This window comes from Nonomuraea terrae, assembly GCF_044465245.1.
GTDB lineage: Bacteria > Actinomycetota > Actinomycetes > Streptosporangiales > Streptosporangiaceae > Nonomuraea > Nonomuraea terrae.
The window spans coordinates 935800-961553 of sequence record NZ_JBITLL010000004.1; the positions used below are offsets into that span (position 1 = coordinate 935800).

Annotated in this window: 23 protein-coding genes and 1 pseudogene; 7 read left to right on the forward strand and 17 right to left on the reverse strand. The window is 72.3% G+C overall.

All coding sequences use genetic code 11. The features are described 5' to 3' along the window. Positions 1–41: 41 nt before the first annotated feature. From ACIBP6_RS22620 to ACIBP6_RS22640, 5 genes are read right to left on the reverse strand one after another with little or no spacing between them, the layout of a single operon-like run. The gene (locus tag ACIBP6_RS22620; RefSeq protein WP_397055006.1) at positions 42–740 is read right to left on the reverse strand and encodes an HNH endonuclease family protein; all 699 of its coding nucleotides are present in this window, start codon (positions 738–740) and stop codon (positions 42–44) included. Positions 741–773: 33 nt separating this feature from the next. Continuing rightward, positions 774–3995 (reverse strand): 2Fe-2S iron-sulfur cluster-binding protein, encoded by a 3222-nt coding sequence (locus tag ACIBP6_RS22625; RefSeq protein WP_397055008.1) that lies wholly within the window; start codon positions 3993–3995, stop codon positions 774–776. Beyond that, positions 3992–4231: a sarcosine oxidase subunit delta gene (locus ACIBP6_RS22630; protein WP_132617522.1), complete on the reverse strand. Its 240-nt coding sequence runs from the start codon at positions 4229–4231 to the stop codon at positions 3992–3994. The genes ACIBP6_RS22625 and ACIBP6_RS22630 overlap by 4 nt, the downstream gene beginning before the upstream one ends. Continuing rightward, positions 4231–5433 carry a sarcosine oxidase subunit beta family protein gene (locus ACIBP6_RS22635; protein ID WP_397055010.1) on the reverse strand — a complete coding sequence of 401 codons (1203 nt, stop codon included), beginning with the start codon at positions 5431–5433 and terminating at the stop codon, positions 4231–4233. Before ACIBP6_RS22635 ends, ACIBP6_RS22630 begins: the two co-directional genes overlap by 1 nt. After that, entirely contained in the window at positions 5430–7880 is a 2451-nt protein-coding gene (locus ACIBP6_RS22640; RefSeq protein WP_397055012.1) for an FAD-dependent oxidoreductase, read from the reverse strand. Before ACIBP6_RS22640 ends, ACIBP6_RS22635 begins: the two co-directional genes overlap by 4 nt. Before the next feature lie 135 nt (positions 7881–8015). On the opposite strand from ACIBP6_RS22640, the gene ACIBP6_RS22645 reads away from it, so the two are divergent. Further along, positions 8016–9005 carry a helix-turn-helix domain-containing protein gene (locus tag ACIBP6_RS22645; RefSeq protein WP_397055014.1) on the forward strand — a complete coding sequence of 330 codons (990 nt, stop codon included), beginning with the start codon at positions 8016–8018 and terminating at the stop codon, positions 9003–9005. Positions 9006–9052: 47 nt separating this feature from the next. Here the strand turns inward: ACIBP6_RS22645 and ACIBP6_RS22650 are convergent, their stop codons facing one another. Together ACIBP6_RS22650 and ACIBP6_RS22655 are read right to left on the reverse strand one after the other, a co-directional pair. Then, positions 9053–9688, reverse strand: a complete 636-nt coding sequence (locus ACIBP6_RS22650; RefSeq protein ID WP_397055015.1) for a response regulator — start codon at positions 9686–9688, stop codon at positions 9053–9055. Beyond that, positions 9685–10887 carry a sensor histidine kinase gene (locus tag ACIBP6_RS22655; RefSeq protein WP_397055017.1) on the reverse strand — a complete coding sequence of 401 codons (1203 nt, stop codon included), beginning with the start codon at positions 10885–10887 and terminating at the stop codon, positions 9685–9687. Before ACIBP6_RS22655 ends, ACIBP6_RS22650 begins: the two co-directional genes overlap by 4 nt. Before the next feature lie 110 nt (positions 10888–10997). Between ACIBP6_RS22655 and ACIBP6_RS22660 the strand changes: the two are divergent. Continuing rightward, positions 10998–11639 (forward strand): annotated as a pseudogene (locus tag ACIBP6_RS22660) (ABC transporter ATP-binding protein); the annotation flags it as partial. Positions 11640–11692: 53 nt separating this feature from the next. Next, on the forward strand, positions 11693–12454 hold the full coding sequence (locus ACIBP6_RS22665) for a hypothetical protein (RefSeq protein WP_397055019.1): 762 nt from the start codon (positions 11693–11695) through the stop codon (positions 12452–12454). Here the strand turns inward: ACIBP6_RS22665 and ACIBP6_RS22670 are convergent. The 6 genes from ACIBP6_RS22670 to ACIBP6_RS22695 are packed head-to-tail and all read right to left on the reverse strand — an operon-like array spanning position 12451 to position 18564. Beyond that, a complete protein-coding gene (locus tag ACIBP6_RS22670; protein WP_397055021.1) occupies positions 12451–13209 on the reverse strand; it encodes an SDR family NAD(P)-dependent oxidoreductase in 759 nt (252 codons plus the stop codon). The genes ACIBP6_RS22665 and ACIBP6_RS22670 overlap by 4 nt on opposite strands. Positions 13210–13211: 2 nt before the next feature. Next, on the reverse strand, positions 13212–15518 hold the full coding sequence (locus ACIBP6_RS22675) for a tetratricopeptide repeat protein (protein ID WP_397055023.1): 2307 nt from the start codon (positions 15516–15518) through the stop codon (positions 13212–13214). Then, on the reverse strand, positions 15508–16263 hold the full coding sequence (locus ACIBP6_RS22680; RefSeq protein WP_397055025.1) for an SCO6745 family protein: 756 nt from the start codon (positions 16261–16263) through the stop codon (positions 15508–15510). The genes ACIBP6_RS22675 and ACIBP6_RS22680 overlap by 11 nt, the downstream gene beginning before the upstream one ends. Before the next feature lie 48 nt (positions 16264–16311). Continuing rightward, the gene (gene dapF / locus ACIBP6_RS22685; RefSeq protein WP_397055027.1) at positions 16312–17124 is read right to left on the reverse strand and encodes a diaminopimelate epimerase; all 813 of its coding nucleotides are present in this window, start codon (positions 17122–17124) and stop codon (positions 16312–16314) included. A gap of 9 nt (positions 17125–17133) precedes the next feature. Further along, positions 17134–18039, reverse strand: a complete 906-nt coding sequence (gene miaA / locus ACIBP6_RS22690; RefSeq protein ID WP_397055029.1) for a tRNA (adenosine(37)-N6)-dimethylallyltransferase MiaA — start codon at positions 18037–18039, stop codon at positions 17134–17136. Between the two features lie 12 nt (positions 18040–18051). Then, entirely contained in the window at positions 18052–18564 is a 513-nt protein-coding gene (locus ACIBP6_RS22695; RefSeq protein ID WP_397055031.1) for a methylated-DNA--[protein]-cysteine S-methyltransferase, read from the reverse strand. A gap of 10 nt (positions 18565–18574) precedes the next feature. On the opposite strand from ACIBP6_RS22695, the gene ACIBP6_RS22700 reads away from it, so the two are divergent. Beyond that, positions 18575–19489 carry a ribonuclease Z gene (locus ACIBP6_RS22700; protein ID WP_397055033.1) on the forward strand — a complete coding sequence of 305 codons (915 nt, stop codon included), beginning with the start codon at positions 18575–18577 and terminating at the stop codon, positions 19487–19489. Here ACIBP6_RS22700 and ACIBP6_RS22705 read toward each other — a convergent pair. The 3 genes from ACIBP6_RS22705 to ACIBP6_RS22715 form a co-directional block, all read right to left on the reverse strand. Further along, positions 19465–20115, reverse strand: a complete 651-nt coding sequence (locus tag ACIBP6_RS22705; RefSeq protein WP_132621716.1) for a class III extradiol ring-cleavage dioxygenase family protein — start codon at positions 20113–20115, stop codon at positions 19465–19467. The genes ACIBP6_RS22700 and ACIBP6_RS22705 overlap by 25 nt on opposite strands. A gap of 67 nt (positions 20116–20182) precedes the next feature. After that, positions 20183–20920, reverse strand: a complete 738-nt coding sequence (locus ACIBP6_RS22710) for an isocitrate lyase/phosphoenolpyruvate mutase family protein (RefSeq protein ID WP_397055035.1) — start codon at positions 20918–20920, stop codon at positions 20183–20185. A gap of 120 nt (positions 20921–21040) precedes the next feature. After that, entirely contained in the window at positions 21041–21661 is a 621-nt protein-coding gene (locus ACIBP6_RS22715; RefSeq protein WP_397055037.1) for a hypothetical protein, read from the reverse strand. A 388-nt stretch (positions 21662–22049) separates the two neighbouring features. Between ACIBP6_RS22715 and ACIBP6_RS22720 the strand changes: the two genes are divergently transcribed. Further along, complete coding sequence (locus tag ACIBP6_RS22720) at positions 22050–22397, forward strand: hypothetical protein (protein WP_397055039.1); 348 nt, start codon at positions 22050–22052, stop codon at positions 22395–22397. Between the two features lie 53 nt (positions 22398–22450). On the opposite strand, the gene miaB is transcribed toward ACIBP6_RS22720, so the two are convergent. Next, entirely contained in the window at positions 22451–23947 is a 1497-nt protein-coding gene (gene miaB, locus ACIBP6_RS22725) for a tRNA (N6-isopentenyl adenosine(37)-C2)-methylthiotransferase MiaB (protein WP_397055041.1), read from the reverse strand. 138 nt (positions 23948–24085) lie between these two features. On the opposite strand from miaB, the gene ACIBP6_RS22730 reads away from it, so the two are divergent. Both ACIBP6_RS22730 and ACIBP6_RS22735 read left to right on the forward strand, forming a co-directional pair. Beyond that, complete coding sequence (locus ACIBP6_RS22730) at positions 24086–24841, forward strand: amino acid ABC transporter ATP-binding protein (RefSeq protein ID WP_397055043.1); 756 nt, start codon at positions 24086–24088, stop codon at positions 24839–24841. An 18-nt stretch (positions 24842–24859) separates the two neighbouring features. Next, on the forward strand, positions 24860–25729 hold the full coding sequence (locus tag ACIBP6_RS22735) for a glutamate ABC transporter substrate-binding protein (protein WP_397055044.1): 870 nt from the start codon (positions 24860–24862) through the stop codon (positions 25727–25729). Positions 25730–25754: the final 25 nt, after the last annotated feature.

The window sequence follows — 25754 nt, forward strand, 5'->3', positions numbered from 1 at the left end:
CCGGATCGTACGGAGATCCGCACCGCCCGTACAGACGGGTGTCAGCAGTCGTCGAGGATTCCGTCCATGGCGGCCTTCTCCGCCGAGGTGACCCAGACGTCGTACTTGGCCTTCACGTCGATCTGGCGGACGATGTACGCGCACCGGTACGACCTGCGGGGCGGCAGCCAGGTGGCGGCGTCGGAGTCGCTCTTCTGGCCGTTGAGCGGACCGTCCACGGCCAGGAGGTTGAGCGGGTCGTTGGCGAACTCCTTGCGCTTGGCGTCCGACCACTGCCGCGCGCCCTTCTGCCAGGCGTCCGACAGCGGCACCAGGTGGTCGATCTGCACCTCGCTGCTGGTGTCCTGGCCGCGCTCGAACTCGATGGTCTTGCCGCTGTACGGGTCGTGCAGGACGCCGGTGAGCACGATGCAGTCGTGGGTGCCGGACCTGAAGGTCTCGTCCTCCAGGTCGCGCTTGAGGATGTCGTTGCGGGTGTCGCAGCCGTTGCGGTCGACGTCGGCCCAGGCGGGGCCGAACTCGTCGCGGTCGAAGCCGGTCTTCGGGGCGCGGCCCTTGACGTCGAGGTCGGCCAGTTTCTCGCGGGCGTCGGCGATCGCGGCCGAGTCGGGCTTGGCGGCGGGCTCCCCGCCGCCGGACTGCGCCTCGAGGCCGCCGCAGCCGGTCAGCATCGCCGCTGTGGCCAGACCGGCCATGTACGCCCGCACCCGCACGTTCGCTCCCCAGACTAAGGTCAACAACCCTTAAAGTCTAGGTAATGCCCTTATATGGCCCTATAACGCGTCCAGGGCGTCGAGCAGCCATTCCGCCAGGTAGCGCGTGAACGATGATCTGACGTAGAGGCGATAGGTCTCGGGATCCCGGCGTTCCAGGATGACCGAGGTCTTGCCCAGCAGCGTCTGGGCATGGCCGGGGAAGGCCGACGGGTGCAGGTCGATGGGGCAGCCGGTGATCAGGACGTCCTCGGCCGCCGGGCCGGCGAGCTCCAGGATCGTCCGCTGGCCGGAGACGTCCACCCAACCGGGCTGTGGGCTGATATTTCCGGACACGAGCCACCACGACGGCCCCAGTCTGAGCCCGACGCCCGGGTCCGCGCCGCGGACCTCCCACATCGGCTCGAACGCCACCTCCCGCAGCCGCACGGCCGGTCCGCTCGCCGCCGCGAACCGGGCTGCGCAGGCCGCGGCCGGGCTCTCCGCGCGCACCTCGCCCGCGTACGGCGCGGGCGAGCCCTCCAGCGGGTCGCCGTCGCGGCGGGCGTTGTCCTTGTCGTAGAAGACGGGTTCCACCACGGTGACGCCGTGCACGACCGCCCCGGAGACCGCCGTCAGCCGGTCGCCCGGCGCCACGCCCTTGGCCAGGGCCAGCGCGAACGTCCGGCCGAGCGCGGCGCCGGCGTAACTGGAGGTCACGTGGCCCAGCATCGGCACCACGCCCTCCCTGAGGCCGGCGACGAGCTGCGCGCCCTCGTCCACGAGGGTCGCCGGATCGTCGGGCAGCAGGCCCACCAGGCGCTTGCGGCCGGGCCGGTCGGTGTCGGGGCGGGTGTGCGAGCGCTTGCCGACGAAGTCGGGCTTGCGCGGGGAGACGATCCACGCCATGCCGAGGTCCTGCGGGGTGACCGTGCCGTCGGTCTCCTGGCCGACGATCGCGAACCCCTTCTCGGCCCGCAGCACGTGCATGGTCTCCGTCCCGTACGGCACCGCGCCGAGGTCCAGCACCGCCTCCCACAGCGCCCTGCCGTACGCCCACGGCACGTTGACCTCGTACGCCAGCTCGCCGGAGAAGCTGATCCGGAACACCCGGCCGGGCACGCCCAGCACGTCGGCTTCGGTGTACCGCATGAACGCCAGGCCGAGCGCGTCCGGCGCGACCGCCGCGATCACCTGGCGGGCGCGGGGGCCGACGACGGCGACGGTCGCCCAGTGGTCGGTCACCGACGTGAACGACACGTCCAGCTCCGGCCACTCCGTCTGCCGCCACTCCTCCAGCCAGTCCAGCACCGCGGCGGCGTTGCCCGTGGTCGTGGTCATGAGGAAGTGGTCCTCGGCGAGCCTGGTCGTGGTGCCGTCGTCGAACACCATGCCGTCCGCCCGGCACATCACCCCGTAGCGGCAGGCGCCGACGGCGAGCGTGGAGAACGTGTTCGTGTAGATCCGGTCCAGGAACTCCCCGGCGTCCGCGCCCCGGATGTCCATCTTGCCGAGGGTGGAGGCGTCCATGGCGGCCACGGCGGTGCGGGCCGCGCGGCACTCGCGCGGCACGGCGGCCTCCATCGGCTCGCCGTCCACGGGGAAGTAGCGGGGGCGTTTCCACTGGCCGACGTCCTCGAAGACCGCTCCCCTGGCCACGTGGACGTCGTGCATCGCGGTGGTCCTGACGGGGTCGGACAGCGCGCCGCGGTCACGCCCCGCCAGGGTGGCGAACGACACCGGCGTGTACGGCGGCCGGAACGTGGTCGTGCCGACCTGCCCGGGAGCGGCTCCGAGGAGGGCGGACATGACGCCGACGACCACGGCGCCCGAGGTCTTGCCCTGGTCGGCGCCGGTGCCGGCGGTGGTGTAGCGCTTGACGTGCTCCACCGACCGCATCCCGGTGCCCGCAGCCCTGGCCAGATCCTCCACGGTCACGTCCCGATGCAGGTCAGCGAACGCCGGCTCACCGGAGCGCCCCTCCACCTGCCACAACACCGCAGGCGCGCGCAGCGCCCGCTCATCGCACTCGGGAACCCGCCACCCGTCCGCCGTCGCAGGAGCCGTCTCAGGAGCGGTCTCAGGAGCGGTGGCCTCGTGGTCCGGTGGGCGGCCGAGGGCGAGGGCGGCGGCTTCCGTGCCGGCGGCGTAGCCGTCGGCGATGGCCTCGCGGGTGCCGTAGCGGCCGCGGCAGGCCCCTGCGGAGCGTTCGGCCTGGGCGGAGACGTCCGGGACGAACGCCTGCAGGTCATCGTCGAACCGGACGCGTCCCTGCGACTGGCTGAACAGGTGCACCACCGGGTTCCAGCCCCCGGCGACGGCCAGCAGGTCGGCCTCGATGTACTGGTCGCCGCGCCCGCCACCGTGCCCGCCGCTGTGCCCGCCGCTGTGCCCGCCACCGACGTACACGCCCGTGAGGACACCCTCCGCGTCGGCGGTCGTGCCGGTCACCACCTGGCCGGCGAGTGTGCCCGGCACGAGCCCTTCCTGGCGTGGGTCGACGATCGCCGCCACCTCAACCCCGGCGGCCTCCAGGTCGCGGGCAGCCTCGTACCCGGAGTCGGCGCAGGCGAGGACGACCGCGCGCCGCCCCGGCGGCACCCCGTACCGGTTGGCGTACGCGCGGGCGGCCGAGGCCAGCATCACGCCGGGCCGGTCGTTGCCCGGGAAGGCGAGCGAGCGCTCGTGCGCCCCGGTCGCCAGCACCACCCGCCGGGCCCGCAGGTGCCACAGACGTTCGTCGCGTTCGCGCCGCTCCACCGCCACCACGTAGTTGTGGTCGTAGTAGCCGACGGCGGTCGTCCTGGTGAGCACACGGCCGGGCAGGTCGAGCCCGTCCACCCAGTCGAGGGCGGGGGCGCCGTCCAGGAGCACGCGGCTGTTCAGCAGGTCGCCGCCGAGCCGCGGCTGCTCGTCCACGAGGATCACCCGCGCCCCGGCGCGCCCGGCCGCGACCGCGGCGGCCAGCCCGGCGGGCCCACCGCCGACGACCAGCACGTCGCAGTGCAGGTAGCCCTTGTCGCAGCGCCGATCGTCCACGGCGTCGAGGTCCAGCCTGCCCTTGCCACGCAGGCTCCACGCCTCCAACCCGTCGTACAGCTCCACGGTGGTGGCCGCGAGCATCGGGTCGGCGCCCACCCGCACCAGGGCGTTCGGCTCGTCGGCGCCCGCGGCGAAGATCCCGCGCGGCCGCCCCAGCTCGACGCTTCGGCCCACCACGCGCACGCCGTTGCGCAGCAGTGCGGCGGCCAGCGTGTCGCCGGGCTCGCCGCGCAGCTCCCGGCCGTCGAAGGTGAATCTCATGAGGTCCTGATCTCGTGGGTGACCGTGTGCCGCTCGACCGCGAACCAGGTCCGGCAGCCGTGCACGTGGAACCAGCGTTCGCGGAACCAGCCCTTGGGGTTGTCGCGCAGGAAGACGTACGCGGCCCATTCCTCGTCGGAGACCTCCCCGGCCGGGTACGCGACCCCGGCCTGGCCGCCGTAGTGGAACTCGGTCTCGTCGCGGGGGCCGCAGTGCGGGCACTCGATGAGCAACATCAGTGCGCCACCGCCGCCGCGCCGTGCTCGTCGATGAGCGCCCCCGTGGTGAACCTCTCCAGCCCGAACGGCTCCGCCAGCGGATGCGGCCGATCATGGGCGAGCGTGTGGGCGTACACCCAGCCCGAGCCCGGGGTGGCCTTGAAGCCGCCGGTGCCCCAGCCGGCGTTGACGTAGAGCCCTTCGACCGGGGTGGGGCCGATGACGGGGGAGGCGTCCGGGGAGACGTCCACGACGCCGGCCCACGTGCGCAGCACGCGCACCCGGCTGAAGATCGGGAACAGCTCCAGCGCCGCCGCCATCTGCGCCTCGATCACGTGCACGCCGCCCCGCTGTCCGTAGGAGTTGTACGCGTCGATGCCCGCCCCCATGACCAGCTCGCCCTTGTGGGCCTGGCTGACGTACACGTGGACGGCGTTCGACATGACCACGCAGTCGAGCACCGGCTCCAGCAGCTCCGAGACCAGCGCCTGCAGCGGGTGCGACTGCAGCGGCAGCCGGACGCCGGCCCGCTCGGCGAGCACCGACGTGTGCCCGGCCGCGGCCAGCGCCACTTTCCCAGCCGCGATGCGCCCCCGCGACGTCTGTACGGCCGTAACCCGATTTTTCGTGATCTCGAATCCGGTGACCTCGCAGCCCTGGATCAGGTCGATCCCGTACGCGTCCGCCTTACGAGCCAGCGCCCAGGCCACGTGGTCGTGCTTGGCGATGCCGCCGCGGCGCTGGAGGGTGGCGCCCATGACGGGGTGGCGGGCCCGGTCGGAGACGTTGATGACCGGGCAGAACTTCTTCACCTCGTCGGCGTCCAGCCACTCGGCGTCCACCCCGTTGAGCCGGTTGGCGTTCACCCGGCGCCGGCCCTCGCGCACGTCGCTCAGGCTGTGCGCCAGGTTGAGCACCCCGCGCCGGCTGAACCGCAGGTCGTAGTCGAGCTCCTCGCTCAGCCCCTCCCACAGTTCGAGCGAGTGCTCGTAGAGGGCGGCGCTCTCGTCCCACAGGTAGTTGGAGCGGATGATCGTGGTGTTGCGCGCCATGTTGCCGCCCGCCAGCCAGCCCTTCTCCAGGACGGCGACGTTCGTGATGCCGTGGTTCCTGGCCAGGTAGTAGGCGGTGGCCAGGCCGTGCCCGCCGCCGCCCGCGATGACCACGTCGTAGGCGGGCTCGGGGTCGGGGTTGCGCCAGAGGAAGTCGGGGTGGCTCAACGCCTGATCTTCTCCATCCCGGGGTCGTACAGGGGCTCGGCGGCGACCTCCGCGGGCACGCGGCGGCCGAAGTAGGAGATGTCCACGTGCGTCCCGGGTTCGGCGAGCTCGATCGGCAACCACGCGTACGCGATGGAGCGGTGGATCGTGTGGCCATAGGCGGCGCTGGTGACGTAGCCGACCGTGCGGCCCTGGTGACGTACGGGCTCCTTGCCCATGACGACCTCGGTGGCGAGCAGCGGCACCAGCTTGCGGGTGACGTCCGCGGACAGGGCGTCGCGGCCGAGGAAGTCCTTGTCCTGCCTGACGGCGAAGGCCAGCCCCGCCTCGTACGGGTTGTGCTCGGTCGTCATGTCCACGCCCCAGAGCCGGTAGCCCTTCTCCAGGCGCAGGCTGTTGAACGCGGCCCGCCCGCCCGCGACCGCCCGCCCCGGCGACCAGAGCGTGTCCCACAGCTTGAGCCCCATGTCGGCCGTGGTGTAGAACTCCCAGCCCAGCTCGCCGACGTACGAGACCCGCATCGCAAGCACCGGCACATGCCCGATATATCCCGATTTGCAGGTGAAATACGGGAAGCCCTGGTGGGACATGTCCATGTCGGTGAGGCCCTCCACCAGTCCCCTGGCCCAGGGTCCCCAGACGCCGACGCAGCACGTGCCGGGCGTCAGGTCGCGCACCCGCACCCCGCCCGGCGCGTGCCGGGTCAGCCATTCGAGGTCGAGGTTGCCGTTCGCGCCGACCTGGAACGTCTCCTCGTCCAGCCGCGCCACCGTGAGGTCAGACCGGATCCCGCCGCCGGCGTCCAGCATCAGCGTGTACGCGACCGAGCCGGGCTTCTTGTCGACGTTGTTCGTCGTCATACGCTGCAGGAACGCCGCCGCCCCGGGCCCGCTGACCTCGATCCGCTTGAGCGGCGTCATGTCGTAGAGCGCCACCCGCTCCCTCGTGGCCCAGGATTCGGCGGCGGCGATCGGCGACCAGTGACGGCTCGCCCACGCGTCTCGCTGCATCGCCCCGAGGAACGGCTCCGCGGCCGCGCCCCGGGCCTCCTCGGGCACGTCGGCGTACTCGTCCCTGCGCCGCCGTACGAGGTCCTCCAGCAGGGGCACGTTCGACTCGAACCAGTGGGGCCGCTCCCACCCGGCCGCCTCAAGGAAGTACGCGCCGAGCTCCCGCTGCCGGACGTGGAACGGGCTGGTGCGCAGCGGCCGCGGCGACTCCATCGGCTGCAGCGGGTGGATGACGTCGTAGACCTCGATGAAGTTCTGCCTGCCGCGCTCCTCGACGAAGGCGGGCGACAACTGCGCCTGCTCGAACCGGCCCAGCTCGCACTCATGCAGGTCGAACCCTGACCGCCCGTCCACCAGCACCTCGGCCAGCGCCCGCGCGACCCCCGCCGAGTGCGTCACCCAGACGGCCTCGGCCACCCAGAACCCGTCGAGCCGCGGAGCCTCGCCGATCAGCGGGAACCCGTCGGGGGTGAAGGAGAAGACGCCGTTGATGCCGTCCGCGTACTTGGACTCGGCGAGCGCGGGCAGCAGCTCGACCGCGTCCCGCCAGGAGGGCTCGAAGTCCTCCTCGGTGAACGCCTGCACCGACGGCATGGTGGTGCCCTTGGGGCCGATCTCGTCCTGGGCGACCGGCATGGGGCGGTGGGCGTACGAGCCGATGCCGATGCGGTCGCCGTGCCGGCGGAAGTACAGGTCGCGGTCCTGGTGACGGAGGATCGGGCCGTGCGGCTGCGGCGGCAGCGGGCCCGACCTGGCGTACTGGTGGGCCAGCGGCTGCAGCGGCACGGTCAGCCCGGCCATCCGCCCGATCGACGGCCCCCAGAAGCCGGCCGCGCACACCACCACGTCGGCCGGGATCGTCCGGTGCCCGCCGGACGTCACGACCGAGACCCCGGTGACACGCCCGCCGCGCTGCTCGACGCCCACCACCGTGTGGTGCGGCAGGAACCTGGCCCCGCGCTCGGTGGCCCGCGCCGCCTGGGCCTCGCCGCAGGCCACCGCCGCGGCCAGCCCGTCGCTCGGGACGTGGAGCCCGCCGAGCAACTTGCCCCGGTCGAGCAGCGGCCAGAGCCGCGCGCACTCCCCGGCCTCGATCAACCGGGCCTCGACGCCCCACGACTCGGCCCAGCCGAGCTTGCGGTGCAGGTCGGCCCAGCGTTCGGGTGTGGTGGCCACCTCCAGGCCGCCGACCTGCTGGAAGCACGACGGGCCGAGCGCCGCGTACTTGCTGACGGTGTAGGCGGCGAACGCGGTCATCGTCCTCGACGGGTTCGTCTGGAAGACCAGGCCGGGCGCGTGCGAACTGGACCCGCCGGCGGCGAACAGCGGCCCCTGGTCGACGACGGTGACGGAGGTCCATCCCCGTCCGGTGAGCTCGTCGGCCAGGGCGCAGCCGACGATGCCGGCGCCCACGATCACCACACGGGGCCGACTCATGGCGCCTCCGGTTGTTCCTTAATGCGCAATACGCACCGGACTACGCAACGACCATAGAGCGCCGTTCATCCCGGGACAAGACCGGTGGACCGCCCGACGCCTAGGCTGCTTCCGGATCACGACAGGGGAGGATCGATGGCGCAGCGGCGCTTACTTGAGGGGCTCGGGGTCACCGCCGCCGAGGAGACCGCCTACCGCGCCCTGCTGCGGCACGGACCGGCCACGCTGAACGAGCTGGCCGCCGAGACCGGCTCGTCCGCCGGGGGCATCCGCCGCATGCTGCCGCGGCTGGAGGACCTCGGCCTGATCTCGCGCGTGGCCGGACGGCCGCTGCGGCTGATCGCCACGCCCCCGAACATCGCGGTCGACATCCTGGTCGCCCGCCGCCAGGAGGAGATCACGCACAGCCGGGCCGCCGCGGCGCTGCTGGCCACGGAGGTCAGCGAGCGCAGCGGGCCGCATCCGGAGGAGGTGCTGGAGGTGGTCTCCGGCCGCGACGCCGTGTCCCGCCGCTACCTCCAGCTCGAACGCAACGCCACCCGCGAGATGCTCGTCCTCGTGCACCCGCCGTACGCGGTGGACATCAGCGACGACCAGGAGAACCGCCGGCGCGCCGCCCGCCAGGGCGCTCCCGTCATCCGCGGCATCTACAGCCCGCAGGCGTTCGAACAGCCCGGCATGCTGGCCCACACGCGCTGCGCCATCGCCGACGGCGAGCAGGCCAGGCTCGGGCACGTGCCGGTCAAGCTGGCGGTCGCCGACGCGAGCACCGCCATCCTGCCGCTGGTCTCCGAGGAGGACCAAGCCGTCGAGAGCGCCCTCGTGGTGCACCCGTCGGCGCTGCTCGACGCGCTGGTGGGGTTGTTCGAGACGCTGTGGCGGGCGGCGGTGCCGCTGCGCCTGACGTCCGAGGACCTGGAGCCGGAGACGTGGCCGCAGGCGCCCGACACGGAGGTGCTGGCCCTGCTCGCGGGCGGCATGAAGGACGACGCCATCGCCCGTCAGCTCGGCCTCAGCCCCCGTACGGTGCAGCGCCGCGTCCAGGTGTTGTGCGAGCGTCTGGGCGCCCGCACCCGTTTCCACGCCGGCTACCTGGCCGCCCAGCACGACCTGCTCGACCAGTGATCCACCACCCGGGCGGCACCCGCCTCCCGGGCATCACCATGGATGGGTCAGGGGACCAGGCCGGCCTCGTAGGCGGCGATCACCAAATGCACGCGGGTGCGCGCGCCGAGCTTGGTCAGCAGGTGGCTGACGTGGGTCTTCACCGTGCCCAGGCTGAGGTGGAGCGCGGCGCCGATCTCGTGGTTGGACAGGCCGCGAGCGATCAGGGTCAGGACCTCCCGCTCACGTTCGGTGATGTGGAGTCGTCTGGGCGGCGGCACGTGTGCGACGTAGCGCTCGATGAGCCGCTGGGTGACGGCGGGTGCGAGGAGTGCGTCGCCACGGGCGATCACCTCGACGGCCTTCAGCAGGTCGGACGGCGGCGTGTCCTTGAGCAGGAAGCCGGCGGCCCCGGCGCGCAGTGCGCCGTAGACGTACTCGTCCAGGTCGAACGTCGTCACGATGAGGATGCGCACCTGCGGCTGCTCGGCGCAGATGTGGCGGGTGGCCTCGATGCCGTCCATGACCGGCATGCGCACGTCCATCAGCACGACGTCGGGCCGCTCGCGGCGGCTGATCTCGACCGCTTCCATGCCGGTCGCGGCCTCCCCCACCGCGGACAGGCCGGGGGCACTGTCGACGAGCAGCCGGAAGCTTCCCCGGATCAGCGCCTCGTCGTCGGCGACGAGCACCCGCGTGGTCATGCCGTCTCGCCCGAGCCCTCCGGCCGGGGCCGGCCCTGGGGAACACCCTCCGCGTGTGGGGACACATCCTGTGCCGGGAGGAACGCGTGCACGCGGAAGCCACGCAGCGGACGGGGGCCCGCTTCGAAGTCACCGCCGAACACGCGCACGCGCTCCCGCAGCCCCATGAGCCCATGACCCGGCGCGCCCAGCTCGCCCGGCTCGCGTCCTGGCCCGTCGTCGAGCACCTCGACCCGGGTGCCCCCCACCTCCTGAGTCACGGTCACGCGGGCCTGGTCGGCACCGGCATGCTTGATCACGTTGGTCAGCGCCTCCTGCACGATCCGGTAGACGGTCAACTCCAGCTCCCGCGGCACGTCGCCGGTCACGGACAGGCACACGTCGATCCCCGCCGCGCGAGTCTGCCCGACCAGCTCCGGCAGGTCGGCCAGGGTGGAGGCGGGTGCGAGCGCGGCCTCGCCGTCCTCGCGCAGGACGCCGAGTAACCGGCGAGTCTCGTGCAGGGCCGACCTGCTCGTCTCACCGACGGAGCGCAGTGCCCTGCGCATCTCCTCCGGTCTCCCGACGTGCTCGGCGGCCCCGGCCTGCACGGCGATCGTGCTGAGGGTGTGCCCGACGACGTCGTGCAGCTCCCTGGCGATGCGCAACCGCTCCTGCGTCGCCTCCGCCCTGGCGTGTTCTTCGGCGTGCGCGGCCAGCCGCTCGACGTAGAGGGCACGCTCGCGCATCATCGCCCCCGCCGCCCAGAAGGTCACCTGCACCCCGGCCACGAGCAGGAAGACCTGGACGCTCTGGGCGGAACCCGTGGAGCGGAGCAGATGCGGCATCGCCGTGGCGGTGGTCAGCGCGAGCGCCGCGGCCAGCGCGCCGCCCGACCACCGGCCACCGGCGAACCGCGCGACCGCGTAGACAGCCATGGGCACGGCCAGCACGTCGCCTCCGGACGGCGCCAGCGCCTGCATGCCCGCCCCGCCGGCGATGACCACGCAGAACACCGTGCGCGGCCGAATCCGCCGCACGGCCAGCGGCAGCGTCGCCGCCAGTGCCGCGACGGCACCGGGCCATCCCGCTTCGTGGGTGTACACCATCAACGGCAGGTAGGCGAGCCCTACCCCGACCGCCCACAAACCGTCGAGCAGCAGCCACGCCTTCAGCGGCACTCTGCTGAACAGCGGCGGACGGATCTGGGTCGCAGGCACGCATCGACGGTAAACCGGCGGCCTGGGCCCGCACATCAGCCTGGGGTCCGATATCGGGATCAGACCTGGGGCAGACGCGGAGACGCGCTCGCCGGAGGATCGTCGTCCACATGATCGAAGTCTCCGGTGCCACCAAACGCTTCGGACGCGACCTGGCCGTGGACGACCTCTCCTTCGAGGTGCGTCCCGGCCGCGTCACCGGTTTCCTCGGGCCCAACGGGGCGGGGAAGACCACCACGATGCGGATGATCCTCGGGCTCGAACGCCCCACGTCGGGGCGTGCCACCGTCGGCGGCCGGCCCTACCACGAGATCGACAGGCCCCTCACCAGCGTCGGCGCGCTGCTCGACGCGACGGCCGTGCACGGCGGCCGCCGCGCGGACCAGCACCTGCGGTGGCTGGCGGCCTCCAACGACCTGCCGGACGAGCGCATCGCTCCCCTGCTCCGGCGGGTGGGCCTGGACGGCGTACGCAAGCGGGTCCAGGCCTACTCCCTCGGCATGAAACAGCGGCTCGGGGTGGCCGCGGCGCTGCTCGGAGACCCAGCCGTGCTGCTGTTCGACGAGCCGGTCAACGGGCTCGACGCCGAGGGCGTCCGGTGGAGCCGCGACCTGCTCAAGTCGGCCGCCGCCGAGGGCCGCACGGTCCTGGTGTCGAGCCATCTGATGTCCGAGATGGCGATCACCGCCGACCACCTGATCGTGGTCGCCCGCGGGCGGCTGGTGGCCGACGTGCCGGTCGCCGAATTCGTCCGGCCGGGAGCGTCCCTGGAGGACGTCTACCTCGAGGCCGTGGGAGGCATGTCATGAGACTGCTCGCCGCCGAGTGGATCAAGTTCCGTACGCTGCGTTCCAGCCTGTGGTCGCTGGCCGCCGCCGTGGGCTGCGCGCTGGCCGTGACCGTGCCCGCGGCGGGAACGGTCCTCACGCGCATCGAGCCCGGTCACCCGCCTGGACAGGTGGCGTCGGGCGTATGGGCGGTGGCCTTCTTCGGCGTGGCGCTCTCGGCCCTGGTGATCGGCGTCCTGGGAGTGATCACCATGACGGGCGAGCACGCGTCGGGGATGATCGGCCTGACCTACACCGCCATGCCGTCGCGCAGGGGCGTCCTCCTGGCCAAGGCGGCCGTCTTGACCGGCGCGGCCCTGACCGTGCTGGTGCTGGTCGGGGGCCTCGGATACGGGTACGGCCGGGTGGTGACCGCGCGGCACGATCCGGCGTTCCTGCCGCCGGACGCCTGGCGGCAGATCGGCGCGGCGGCGCTCGTGCTGGTGATGGCCGCGCTCCTCGGGCTCGCGTTCGGCGCCCTGCTGCGCAACGGAGCCGTAGCGGTCGTGGTTCTGATGGCGGTCCTGTACGTCATCCCGCTGGTCGTCCTGTCGCTTCCCGGCGGCGAGGACGTCGGCGGGTTCCTGCCTCTGGCGGCCGGGCTGGAGCTGCTCCGCCAGGCTCCCCAGACGATGCCGGCGTCGACGGCGGTCGCGGTCTGCGCAGCCTGGGCGCTGGTGCCGCTCGCCGTCGCGCTCGCCGTCAGCCGCCGACCCGGCAGCACCTCCAGGTGCCTCTAGGTGAGCAGCACCCCGCCGTCGACCGGCAGCGTCACCCCGGTGACGTACGAGGCCGCGTCACTGGCCAGGAAGACCGCGGCGGTCACCAGCTCCTCGGCCTGGCCAAGCCGCTTCATGAGCACCCGCGTCTCCACGATCTGCTCGAGATAACCGGGTTTGTACTGGTCGGTCATCTCGGAGGCGAAGAAGCCGGGCTCCAGGCAGTTGACCCGGATGCCGCGCCGCGCCGTCCACTGCTGGGCCAGGTCGCGCGTGAGCCCGGACACGGCCGCCTTGGAGGCGGTGTAGGCGGCCTGCGGCAGCCCCGCCGTGGTCTCGCCGAGCACGCTGCCGATGTTGACGATCGAGGATCCTGGCCGCATCACCCGCGCGCACGCCTGCGCCATGCAGTACGTGCCGACCAGGTTGACGTCGATGACCTGCCGGAACTCCTCGGGCGTCTCACGCAGCGCGGGCACGGCAGTGCCGATGCCGGCGTTGTTGATCAGCACGTCGACACGGCCCAGGCCCTCGACGGCGGCGGCCACCAGAGCGTCGCAGTCTTCCGGCCGCGACACGTCGGTCGCCACCGCCAGGCACCGGCGGCCGGTCTCTTCCACCAGCCGCCGCGTCTCCTCCAGCCGATCGGCGCGGCGCGCACCGATCACGACGTCGGCGCCCGCCTCGGCCAGCCCCCGGGCCAAGGCGACGCCCAGCCCGGAGGAGGCGCCGGTGACGACGGCCACCTTGCCGTCGAGCCGGAAGCGGTCGAGCACTTCTACAGCCCGTATTCCTTGACGATGCGCTCGTGCCGCTCGACCTCTACGCCGATCTCGCGGGCCAGGTCGAGCCAGGCCAGCGGGTGCACCCAGCGCTCGGTGGCGTCGTCGAGCAGCGCGTCGACCTCGGCGGGCGAGACGTCGGGCGGCACCGCGACCCAGCCGAACACGCCCGGCAGCCGCTCGCCGGTGCTCGGGTGGGTGATGGTGTAGTTCTCGTCGCTGTAGACCCACATCGGCCAGCCACGCTCGGCCATGACCTCGGTGAACTCCGCCCAGTCCTCCTCGCTCGGCGCGGCGCCGTCGAAGAAGTAGCTGGTGTAGCCGCCGGGCCGCAGGATGCGCACCGCGGCGAACGGCGGCACGAAGTTCTGCTGCTCCTTGGGGTCGTCGGGGACGGGCTCGAGCAGCTGCGGGTCGAACACGACCAGGTCGCCGGCGTTGTAGTCCATGCCGCGCGGCTGCGGCAGGGCCAGCCGGGCGGTGGCCGGGCCGGTGCGGATGGACAGCACCTGGCGCTGGCCGCCGTCGGGCGCCGGGAGGACGAGCCGGATCAGGCCCATCTCCTCCTCGATCGGGCCCTCGCTGGACTTCAGCGGCATGCCGAGCTTGGCCGCGCCCTTGCGGACGAGCGCCCAGTCTTCCGCCGAGGTGGCCATGACGATCATGCGCCAGACGTCTTCGTCGGCCAGCTCGTCGATCACCTCGGCCAGCACGTTGGCGGCCCTGTCGTTGTGGTCGAGCTGCTGGGCGGCGCCCGACAGCAGGCGGCGGGCCTCGATGCCGGCGCCGGCCGAGACGGCGTGCTCGGCGGCGTCGAGGCACTCCTGCCAGCGCTCGCGGGCGCTGTGCATGCGGGCGAGGGCGACGTACTGGTCGGCGTGCGGCAGCAACGCGGCCATCTGCTCCAGCCGCTCGTCCTGGCGGGCCTCGATGAGCAGCGTGGTCAGGTAGGCCAGGTCGTCGGCGTGGGCCGTGGCGATGTCGCCGGTGTCGACGAGCATCTTCCACAAGATGTCGGCGCCCGCCGCGGGGAAGCCGAGGAAGCCGAGCGTGGTGGTGTGGCGGCGGGTGGCCTCGAGGTCCTTGCCGGACAGCGGGGCCAGCCAGCCGACCCACTTCTCAGGGTCGGCGTTGAAGCCGTCGGCGGCGTCGAACTGGCCGACCCGCTCCTCCAGCGGCCCCGGCGCCGCGGGCTCCGGGGTGGCGTCGGCGGCGGCCCGCAACGCGGCGATGCGCTCGGTCAGGTCGCCGGTCTCGCGCAGCTCGGCGGCGCCGGCCTCGGCCACGTCGGCCAGCAGCCTGGCCTGCCAGACGCCCTGGCGGCCGAGCGCCAGGTCGCCGGCGACCAGCGCCAGCTCGACGCGGGCGCGGTAGCCGCCCATCATGCCGAAGTAGTCGATCCACTGCCGCACGACGCGGCCCAGCTGCCAGGTGTTGGTGATCTGGGCGGAGCCGGCCAGCTTGGCGACGGCCTGCGTCCATTCGGTGAACACCCGCGGGTGCTCGCCGATCACGTCGAGGTCGGGCAGCGCGTCGACGGCCTCGGAGATGCGGCCCAGCGTGGCGAGGATCAGCGCGCGGCACACGCCGTCGCGGTGGGGCTGGGCCACCGGGTCGTCGGGCTTGGCGTCGGCCGCGGCCTGCAGCGCGCCGAGCGCGTCGTCGCCGCGCCCGGCGGCCAGCAGCGCGCGGGCGCGCTCGGCGCCGAGCTCCCAGCTCGGCTCGCGCCCGGCCGTGCGCAGCCGCTCGACGGCGGAGTCGGCGTAGGTGACGGCCTCGCCGGGCTGGCCGGCGTCGGTCAGGGCGGCGACGTACTGCGTCACGAGGCCGGCGAAGGCCGGCTTCTCGGGGCTGGTCGCCTCGATGTGGGGGCTGAGCGTCTCCAGGCGCTGCGCGGCGTAGCCGGGGCCGTCGGTGTTGGCCCACGCGATGGCGAGGGCCTCGACCGCCGCCGGAGCGGCCGGGCAGTCGCGGACGTCTTCGCGCTCGGCGAACGCGAGCAGCTGCTTCGCGTCGTCGACGGCGACCGCGCCCTGCGCCCGGTCGCCGATGCGGCCGATCAGATGCCAGTAGCGGGCGTAGAACTCGAGCCAGGGCAGCTCCAAGGCCTCCGCCTGCTGCGCGATGGCCGGCGCCATGACGTCGAGCTGCGGGTATCGGCCCTCGTAAGCCTGTGCGGGGAGGTCTCCCAGCGCCATGGCGAGGCCCACGTTGCCCGCCTCGGAAAGCTGCTGCTGGGTGTCGCCGACCCAGGCCCAGATGTCCACGTCCATGGGCAGCCAGTCTGCCAGGTCAACGGGCATGCCCAAAACGCAGAAGCTCTATCAGCTCGTCCGATTCGCCGTCGCTCAGGACGGAGAACGCCTCCGCCATGAGCGCGTCGGTCGTCTCCTCGACCGCCGCGCGGCGCGCCACGACCTCGGGCCCCGGCGTCGCGTACGGCTCCGGCCAGGTGAAGAAGCGGGCGATCATCTCGCCCGACCGCTGCCCGAGCGGTGTGCCGTCGTGCTCGGCGGCGAGCGTGGCGTCCAGCGGGTGCAGCCCGGCCGCGATCACGGCATTGGCGTGCAGACCACCGCGCAGCTCGCGTAAGACGTGCATGAGCTGGACGGCGCGGGCGGGCGCGTCGCCGGGCAGCGGCACGGCCCGCCAGCCGGCGAACAGCGGGGCCCCGACCGGCGAGGCGTTCTCGACCACGCGCTGGAGCAGCTCGGCGATCCTGGCGCAGCCGTCGCGCCCGTCGAGTTTGCGCCGCGCCCACGCGTGGCACGCCTCGGCGTAGAGCTCGACGGCCCGCTCGACGGGGAGCTTGCGCCCGCTCTCCCAGCTCTGCCTGACGTGGTCCGGGGGGAAGAAGACGGCCGCCGCGCTCACCACGTCGGCGTCGCACTCGCCGAGGACGCCGCAGCGGCCCCGGAAGTAGAACTCACGGGCGCCGAGGCCGTACTCGTCGCAGACGGCCTTGGCCTCCCTGGAGATCATGAATCCGCCGCCGTACTGCCCGATGGGCGACTTGACCGCCCTTGCAGTGGTCCGCGCGTCCGCCATGTCCACTCCTCAGTTCGTGAAGTGAACCCAGCATCCGCTATCAGAACATCATTCTGCAAGCAGGAGTTCGCCGCTGGCGATGATCTCGGCGGGGCCCGACAGGTAGCTCGTGTCCTCGTCGAGGATGACCGTCAGCGTGCCGCCCAGCACCTCGACCGTCCACGTGCCGAGGGTGTCGCCCGACAGCCTGGCCGCGGCGACGGCCGTGGCCACCGCGCCGGTGCCGCAGGAACGGGTCTCGCCGGCGCCGCGCTCGAAGACGCGCATGACGGCGCGGGTGGTGCCGACCGGGTTGAACAGCTCGATGTTGACGCCGGCGGGGAAGACGCACGTGTCGAAGGCGGGCTGGTGGCTCAGGTCGAGCTGGGCGACCGGATCCCCGATGGCGCAGGCCAGGTGGGGGTTGCCCATGTCGACGTGGACACCGGTGTATTCGTGCCCGCCGAGGCAGGCCACGCTCTCGCCGAGGACGACGGGCTTGCCCATGTCGACGGTGATGTCGCCGTGGGGCTCGGCGCGCACCTTGCGCAGGCCGCCGCGCGTCGCCACCGCGAACTCGGTCGCATTCTCCAGCCCGGCGTCGATCAGGTAGCGCGCGAAGACCCGTACGCCGTTGCCGCACATCTCGGCCACGCTGCCGTCGGAGTTGCGGTAGTCCATGAACCACTCGGCCGCCGACGCCTGCTCGGCCACCTCGTGGCTCTGCTTCGTGCGCGCCACCCGGAGCACACCGTCGGCCCCGACGCCGGCTCTCCTGTCACAGATCTTGGCGACGACCGCGGCCGAAAGGTCGACCACACCGTCGGGATCAGGCAGGATGACGAAATCGTTCTCGGTGCCGTGCCCCTTGAGAAAGCGCATTGTACAAGTTTATCCGCATGCGTGCTCGGAGACTCGCGCGAGGGATCTTTCCAGGAGATCGGGAGCGTCGTACGGCAGCCAGCACACCCGCGGATCCCTGCGGAACCACGACTCCTGGCGGCGGGCGAAACGCCTGGTCAGACGGACGGTCTCGGCGAACGCCTGCTCTTCGCTCCACTCGCCCTCGAGGAAACGGATGACCTGGGCGTATCCGAGTGCCCTGCTCGCCGTACGGCCCTGCGTCAGCCCTCGCTCCAGCAGCGTGCGGACCTCCTCGACCAGGCCCGCCCCCCACATGCGCTCGACCCGTACGGCGATCCGCTCGTCGAGCTCGGGCCTCGGCACCTCCAGGCCGATCTGGACGCTCGGGTAGACGGCCTCGTAGGTCGGCATGGTCGCCGTGAACGGGCGCCCCGACAGCTCGATCACCTCCAGCGCGCGCACGATGCGGCGGCCGTTGGTCGGCAGGATGGCCGCCGCGGCGGCCGGGTCACGCTCGCGCAGGCGCTCGTGCAGCGGGCCGGGACCGACCTCGGTCAGCTCGGCCTCCAGCCGCGCCCTGATCTCCGCGTCGGTGCCGGGGAACTCCAGGTCGTCGATGGCCGCCCGGACGTACAGGCCGCTGCCGCCGACGAGGACGGGCACCTCGACGGCGTCGATGACGGCCCTGGCCAGCTTCTGGTACTCGGCCACGCTGGCGGTGACCGTCACGTCCCAGACGTCGAACAGGTGGTGGGGCACGCCGCGCATCTCGGCGGGGGTGAGCTTGGCCGTGCCGATGTCCATGCCGCGGTAGAGCTGCATGGAGTCGGCGTTGACGCACTCGCCGCCCAGGCGCAGGGCGATGTCGACGGCGAGATCGGACTTTCCGGCCGCGGTGGGGCCCACGACGGCGATGACGGGATGCTGGCGCACCCCTCCAGTCTGCTAGAGGTCGAGGAGTGTCGGTTGCAGATAGCCCTCATGGGTGAGCAGCCACCGCTTCGTCTCGACGCCCTCCCCGCCGCTGAACCCGCCCAGCCCGTTGCCCGCCACGACGCGGTGGCACGGCACGACGATCGGGATCGGGTTGGAGCCCATGATCGAGCCGATGCCGCGCGCGGGCACCCCTGAGCCGCTCAGCCGGGCCAGCTCGCCGTAGGTGACCGCGGTGCCGTACGGGACGCGGTGCAGGGCCCGCAGGACGCGCAGCCGCGCGCCGGACATCAGCCGCCAGTCCATCGGCGTCGCGAACTCCTTGAGCTCACCGGCGAAATAAGCATTCAGCTCGGCGACCGCACAGGCCGTACGATCCGCATCATGGACCTCAGCCAGGCCCAGGCGGTCGGCCAGCCGCTCACGGGACCCCCACCCCGACGCGACGAGACCGATCTCGGTCAAGGCCAGCGTGAACGGGCCCACCGGCGTGGGCACCTCGGCGTAGGCGACCGTGTTCTCCATGGGGGCCATCATGTCCTCACGTGAGCTCGTGGTGCTGGGCACCTCCAGCGCGGTGCCCACCCGCCACCGTAACCACAACGGCTACCTGCTGCGCTGGGACGGCCAGGGCTACCTGTTCGACCCCGGCGAAGGCACGCAGCGGCAGATGACGTTCGCGGGGCTGAGCGCGCACGACGTCCACTGGGTCTGCGTCACCCACTTCCACGGAGACCACTGCCTGGGCGTGCCGGGCGTCGTGCAGCGCATCGCCCGCGACAAGGTCCGCCACCCGGTGCGGGCGGTCTTCCCCGCCTCCGGCGCGAGCTACTGGCGGCGGCTGCGCCACGCGACGGCCTTCGCCGACACCTCCGTGATCGAGGAGCACCCCGTCTCCGGTGAGCTGGCCGGCGTCGGCCCGCTGACCGCGCGCCGCCTGTCCCACCCCGTCGAGTCGTACGGCTACCGCCTCCAGGAGCCGGCCGGGCGGCGCATGCTCCCCGAGCGGCTGGCCGCCCACGGCATCCGCGGCCCGGAGATCAGCGAGCTCCAGCGCACCGGCTCCGTGCGCGGCGTCACGCTCGACCAGTGCAGCGAGCCGAAGCCGGGGCAGAGCATGGCGTTCGTCATGGACACCCGGCTGTGCGACGCCGTCTTCGAGCTGGCGCAGGGGGTCGACCTGCTGGTGATCGAGTCGACGTTCCTGTCGTCGGAGAGCGCGCTGGCCAAGGAGTACGGGCACCTGACGGCGTTCGAGGCGGGGGTGGTGGCCGCCGACGCGGGCGCGCGCCGCCTGGTGCTGACGCACTTCTCCGAGCGGTACGGGTTCGACGACGAGCCGGCGTTCACCGAGGAGGTACGCCGCAGCTACGGCGGCCAGGTGGTGCTCGCCCGCGACCTGATGAAGATCCCCGTGCCGGGGCGTCAGGCCCACAGCGCGGCGAAGTAGCCGACGCCGTACGGCGCGCTCTGCATGAGCAGCCGCCCGTCGTACGCGCTCGCGCCGGCCGCTCCCGCCAGCACCTGCAGCGCGGCCCGGCCGCTCACCCACAGCCGGTCGGCCTCCTCGGGGTCGAGCGCGGCCAGCGGGGCGGGGTCGCCGGCGGCGAGCGCGGCGGCGATGCGGGCGTTGAACGGCCCGGCCGCGTCGTCGTACCGGCCGGGCGCTCCGGGGCTGAGACAGGCCGAGCCGTCGGCCATGACGACCAGCGCCACCCTGTCCGCGGCCGCTGCGAGCTCCTCCCCCAGCTTCCTGCAGTCCTCGCTCGGCGCGTCGAACGCCACGGACCGCAGCCGGTCGGGGGCGTGGCCGTCGAGGAGCAGGCGGCCCACGGTCAGCGACAGCGGCAGCACGGGCTCTCCCCGGCCGGCCGTGCGGTCGACGCCCCAGGCGCGCAGGCTGCCGGCGGCGGCGCCGTCGTACGCCTGCGACGACTCGGCGCCGCCCACCACGATCAGCGCGTCGGGTCGCGCCTCACCGACCGCGGCGATCGCGGCCAGGCAGGCGGAGCGGAGGTCGGGCATCCCGAGCACGACCAGCGGGGTGGGCGGGCATACGGCCGCGGCGACAAGCACGACCGCAAGCGTACGACTCCCCGCCGAATCCCCGTGACACGCCTCCACGTCACCGCAGGCCACCGGGTCAGAACGGGCTGCGGCCCACGTGGATCTCGGCGACGAGCTTCTCGGTGTAGGCGTGGACCAGCCGGTGGACCTCGCCTCCGAAACTGATCCTGGCGACACCCAGCTCCGCCAGCCTGGCGAGCTCGGGCACCCCCGGCCGGTAGAAGACGTTGACCGGCGCGCCCAGCTCGTCGACCAGCGCGCGGATCTCGTCCTCGTCGCCGAGGCCGATCGGGTACACGCAGTCGGCTCCCGCCTCCAGGTAGCGCCGCGCGCGCCGGACGGCCTCCGCGCGCGTGGCGCCGCCGTGGAGGTAGACGTCGACCCGGGCGTTGATCACCAGCTCGGGCCGGGCCGCGCGCACCCCGGCCAGGAACTCCGCCTGCTCGCCAGGGTCCACCAGCTCGCCGGTGCCGGGGAGGGAGTCCTCGAGGTTGCACCCGACGGCGCCGGTCTCGGCCAGGCGCTCGGCGAGCTCGGCCGGTTCGAGCCCGTAGCCGCGCTCCATGTCGGCGGTGACGGGCACGTCGACCGCCCTGACCACGCGGGCGACGGCCGCCAGCATCTCCTCGACGGGGGTCTGCTCGCCGTCGTCATGGCCGAGCACACGGGCGACGGCTGCGCTCCCGGTCGCCACCGCGGGGAACCCGGCATCACGTACGGCTCGGGCCGAGGCGGCGTCCCAGACGTTGGGCAGGACCAGCGGCTTCCCGGGGATGTGCAACGCGCGCAGCGCGGCCGCTCTGTCAGTCGTCATGCCACGACCCTAGGCAGCCCCGCGACCTGCGCGTAGAGCCACTGGCCGCCGTTTACGGCGAGCCACTTCCACGGACCGCGCGGCGGGGCGCCCGCTCACCGCCGGCGGCGGGGCGGCCCGTCAGCAGCCGGCCGTGGAGCACTGGCCCTCGACCACGCCGGCCGGGCCGTCGGCGGGGGTGTCGGCCGGGGCGCCGCCGCCTGAGGGCTTGCCCGAGCCGGAGGGGGCCGTGGTGGGCTTCTTGCCGCCGTCGGCCTTGGCGTCGCCCGAGGAGCCCGTGCCGGTCGAACCGGTGCCCGTCGAACCCGTGCCCGTCGAACCCGTGCCCGTCGAGCCGGTGTCGCCCGTACCGGCCTGGTCGTCGCCGCCCACGCCGGCGTCGCTCACGCCGCCCATGGTGGCGTCGTCGCCGCCGAGGTCGTCACCCGGGGTGTCGGTGACGGCGTCGCCCATCGTGGCGTCGTCGTCCTCGCCGCTCAGGTCGTCGGTGCCGCCCGCGGTCTGGGAGGGCGCGGAGGTGCCGCCGCCGGGCTGGGCCGCTTCCTCGGAGCCGCCGGCCAGTGTGAAACCGATGCCGCCCGCGACCAGCACGGCGACGATGGCGCCCAGGACGATGATGAGCGTCTTGTTGGTGTTCTTCTTGCGCCGGGTGTTTTCCGGGGGAGTATTTCCCGGCCCCAGGAGGGTGTCTCCCGGACCGGACAGGATCTCCTGACGATCGCGATCGATCGGATCTTGCATGGGGGTACAGCTCCCTGCGGTCGTATCGGGGAAAGCTCGCCGGCTTCCGCGGGTGATGGACCACACTAGCCGCATCGGCGGAATGCTCGCACACCCATCACAAAGGAATCACGACTTGTCCCCCCTTAGATCCGTTTGCCCAGGTAGCCGCGCCGGACTGGCACCCGCGGCCGGAGTAGCCGGGGTACTTGTCACCGCGACCCTGGGGATTTTCCTGGCATTCACCGACTCACCTGAACATTCTCCGCGGCGATCTTCAGAAATCGATCAGGAAACCACGCTTACCGTGAGATCGAAATCACCGTCGACGCCACTCATAGCGTCGGAGTTAACACCCACAGCCACCACGTCACGCCACTCTCGCGCGCCTTCGCATGGAGCGATCCATTTGCCGACGGCGCAACCCGCGGACCTCGTGCTCGGGCCGCTGCCCCCGCCCTGGATCGAACAGGTCCCACCGGTCGCGCTGCCGTCGGTGACGGCGGGCCCCGTGGCCTCGCCTCAGGCGCGCCGACCAGCCAGGAGCCGCGCCGAACGGCCGCGGAAGGACCGCCCGCCCGTCCCCCGCCCCCAGGGCTCGCCCGAGCCCCCGCCGACGCTCGAACGCCCGTCACGGGACCACGGCGCCGGCCACCCTCCCCCGCCGCCGCGCCGCGGTTTTCCCGACCCGTGCGCCACGTTCGACGACTTCCGCCGCGGCGCCTGCCACGCGTTCCTGGACCGCCTCATCCGCTGAGAACGGCGAAGGGCGGCGCCGCACGGCACCGCCCTCCGCCAAGCCGACTCCCGTCAGTGGGCCGAGCAGCCTCCCGTGGCCGCGGCGGACGGCTGCGGGCGGCCGATGGTCGGCATGCCCAGCGGCACTCCCGACCCCTGCCCGGCAGGGCGTCCCTGGCGGACCTGCCAGGCGTCGCCCGCCCGGGTGCGCCGGACGCCGAGCAGCGGCCCGTCGGCCACCAGGTGGTGCGGAGCCGCGTACGTCACCTCGACCGTGACCATGTCGCCCGGTCGCGGCGTCTCGTCGCCCGCCGCGAAGTGCACCAGGCGGTTGTCCGGCGCGCGCCCGGACAGCCGGCGGGTGGTTTCGTCCTTGCGGCCCTCACCCTCGGCGACGAGCACCTCGAGCGTCCGGCCGACCTGCTTCTTGTTCTCCTCCCAGGAGCTCTCCTCCTGCAGGGCCACCAGCCGCTCGTAGCGCTCCTGCACGACCTCCTTGGGCACCTGGTCGTCCATGGTGGCCGCCGGGGTGCCGGGACGGATGGAGTACTGGAAGGTGAAGGCGTTGGCGAAGCGGCTGCGCCGGACCACCTCGAGCGTCTGCTGGAAGTCGTCCTCGGTCTCGCCGGGGAAGCCGACGATGATGTCGGTCGAGATGGCGGCGTCCGGCATGGCCGCGCGCACGCGCTCGATGATGCCGAGGTAGCGCTCGGCGCGGTAGGAGCGCCGCATGGCGCGCAGCACCCGGTCGGAGCCGGACTGCAGCGGCATGTGGAGCTGGTGCATGACGTTGGGCGTCTCGGCCATCGCGGCGATCACGTCGTCGGTGAAGGCGGCCGGGTGGGGCGAGGTGAAGCGCACCCGTTCGAGCCCCTCGATGTCGCCGCAGGCGCGCAGCAGCTTGCCGAACGCCAGCCGGTCGCCGAACTCGACGCCGTAGGTGTTGACGTTCTGGCCGAGCAGCGTGACCTCGAGGACCCCCTGCCCGACCAGCGTGCTGACCTCGGCGAGGACGTCGCCGGGCCGGCGGTCCTTCTCCTTGCCGCGCAGCGACGGCACGATGCAGAACGTGCAGGTGTTGTTGCAGCCGACCGAGATGGCCACCCACGCGGCGTACGGCGACTCGCGCCTGGTCGGCAGGGTGGACGGGAAGACCTCCAGCGACTCCTTCAGCTCGACCTGCGCCTCGCCCGCGACGCGGGCCCGCTCCAGCAGCACCGGCAGCGAGCCGATGTTGTGGGTGCCGAACACCACGTCGACCCACGGGGCCTTGCGGACGATCTCGCCCTGGTCCTTCTGCGCCAGGCAACCGCCCACGGCGATCTGCATGCGCGGGTTGCGCGTCTTGGCGGGGCGGAGGTGGCCGAGGTTGCCGTAAAGGCGGTTGTCGGCGTTCTCCCGCACGGCGCACGTGTTGAACACGACCACGTCGGCCGTCTCCCCGTCGGGAACGGGCACGTAGCCGGCGTTCTCCAGCAGGCCCGACAGCCGCTCGGAGTCGTGCACATTCATCTGGCACCCGTATGTGCGCACTTCGTATGTGCGGGCGCCCTCCTGGGTCACAGTCATGGCGTCTTCAAGGGTAGTCGCAGTCGGACTTGACAGGACCCTCACCGTTCCAAAAGGCCAGCTTGATGGCATGATGTGATCGGATCGGTACCGCTCGGTTAGTGACCAGCGCTCTAACGCCCTCTACCGTTTCGTTCCATGACGGAGAACGGAGACGCCACTCCACTCGTGCAGTTGGAGAACGTCAACAAGCACTTCGGGTCGCTCCATGTCCTGAAGGACATCAACTTGACCGTCTCTCGTGGCGAGGTTCTGGTCGTCATCGGCCCGTCCGGCGGCGGGAAGTCCACGCTCTGCCGCACGATCAACCGGCTGGAGACGATCGACGGCGGGAGGATCGTCTTCGACGGCAACGTCCTGCCCGCCGAGGGCAAGGGGCTGGCCAGACTTCGGTCCGAAGTCGGGATGGTCTTCCAGTCGTTCAATCTGTTCGCGCACAAGACCATCCGGGAGAACGTCACCCTCGGCCCCACCAAGGTGCGCGGCATCGCGAGGGACGCCGCCGACAAGCGGGCGATGGAGCTGCTCGAACGGGTGGGCATCGCATCGCAGGCCGACAAATATCCGGCCCAGCTCTCCGGCGGCCAGCAGCAGCGCGTCGCGATCGCCAGGGCGCTGGCCATGGACCCGAAAATGATCTTGTTCGACGAGCCCACCTCCGCACTCGACCCCGAGATGGTGCAGGAGGTGCTCGACGTCATGATCGGGCTGGCGCGTGACGGGATGACCATGGTGGTCGTCACGCACGAGATGGGCTTCGCCCGGCGGGCCGCCCACCGCGTCGTGTTCATGGCCGACGGCCAGATCGCGGAGGAGAACACCCCCGACGAGTTCTTCACCAACGCGCAGACCGACCGAGCGCGTGACTTCCTTTCGAAGATCCTCACGCACTGAAGATTGAGGCAGGTACACATGCACATGCGTCGAGCGGGAGCACTGCTCTCGGTGGCGGCCCTGGCCGCCGGCCTGTCCGCCTGTGGCGGCGGCGAACAGACCTACGCCACGGTCGCGGACAAGATCGCGGCCGGCGGGACGATCGTGGTCGGCACCAAATGGGACCAGCCGAGCCTCGGCCTGAAGATGGGCGCCGAGCCCGAGGGCTTCGACGTCGACGTGGCCAAGGCCGTGCTGAAGCAGATGAACGGCGGCAAGGACGTGGCGGTGGAGTGGAAGGAGTCGGCCTCCTCCAACCGTGAGCCGTTCCTCCAGAACGGCACCGTTGACATCATCTTCGCCACGTACTCCATCACCGAGGAGCGCAAGACCAAGGTGACCTTCGGCGGCCCGTACGTCGTCGCGCACCAGGACGTGATGGTCCGCGGTGACGACACCACCATCAACACCCCGCAGGACCTCGAGGGCAAGCGGATCTGCAAGGCGGCCGGCTCCAACTCCTACCGCCGCATCACCGACCCGCCCCCGGACGGCGAGCTCGACCTCGACGCGACCACCGTCGACGCAGCCAACTACTCCGAGTGCGTGCAGAAGCTCTCCGGCAGCAACCTCGACGCGGTGACCACCGACGACCTGATCCTGGCGGGCTTCGCCAAGCAGGCGCAGCAGTCCGGCGGCAACTTCAAGGTCCTCGGGCAGGGCTTCACCGACGAGAAGTACGGCGTCGGCGTGAAGAAGGGCGACACCAAGACCTGCGAGGCCGTCAACACCGCGGTGAAGGCGCTGTGGGACAACGGCACCATGAAGACGCTGCTGGACAAGTGGTTCGGCGGCATCCAGGGCCTGAAGCTGTCCGACACCGCGCCGACGCCCGAGGGCTGCGCCTGATCACACATGAGGCGGCGGCCGGCGA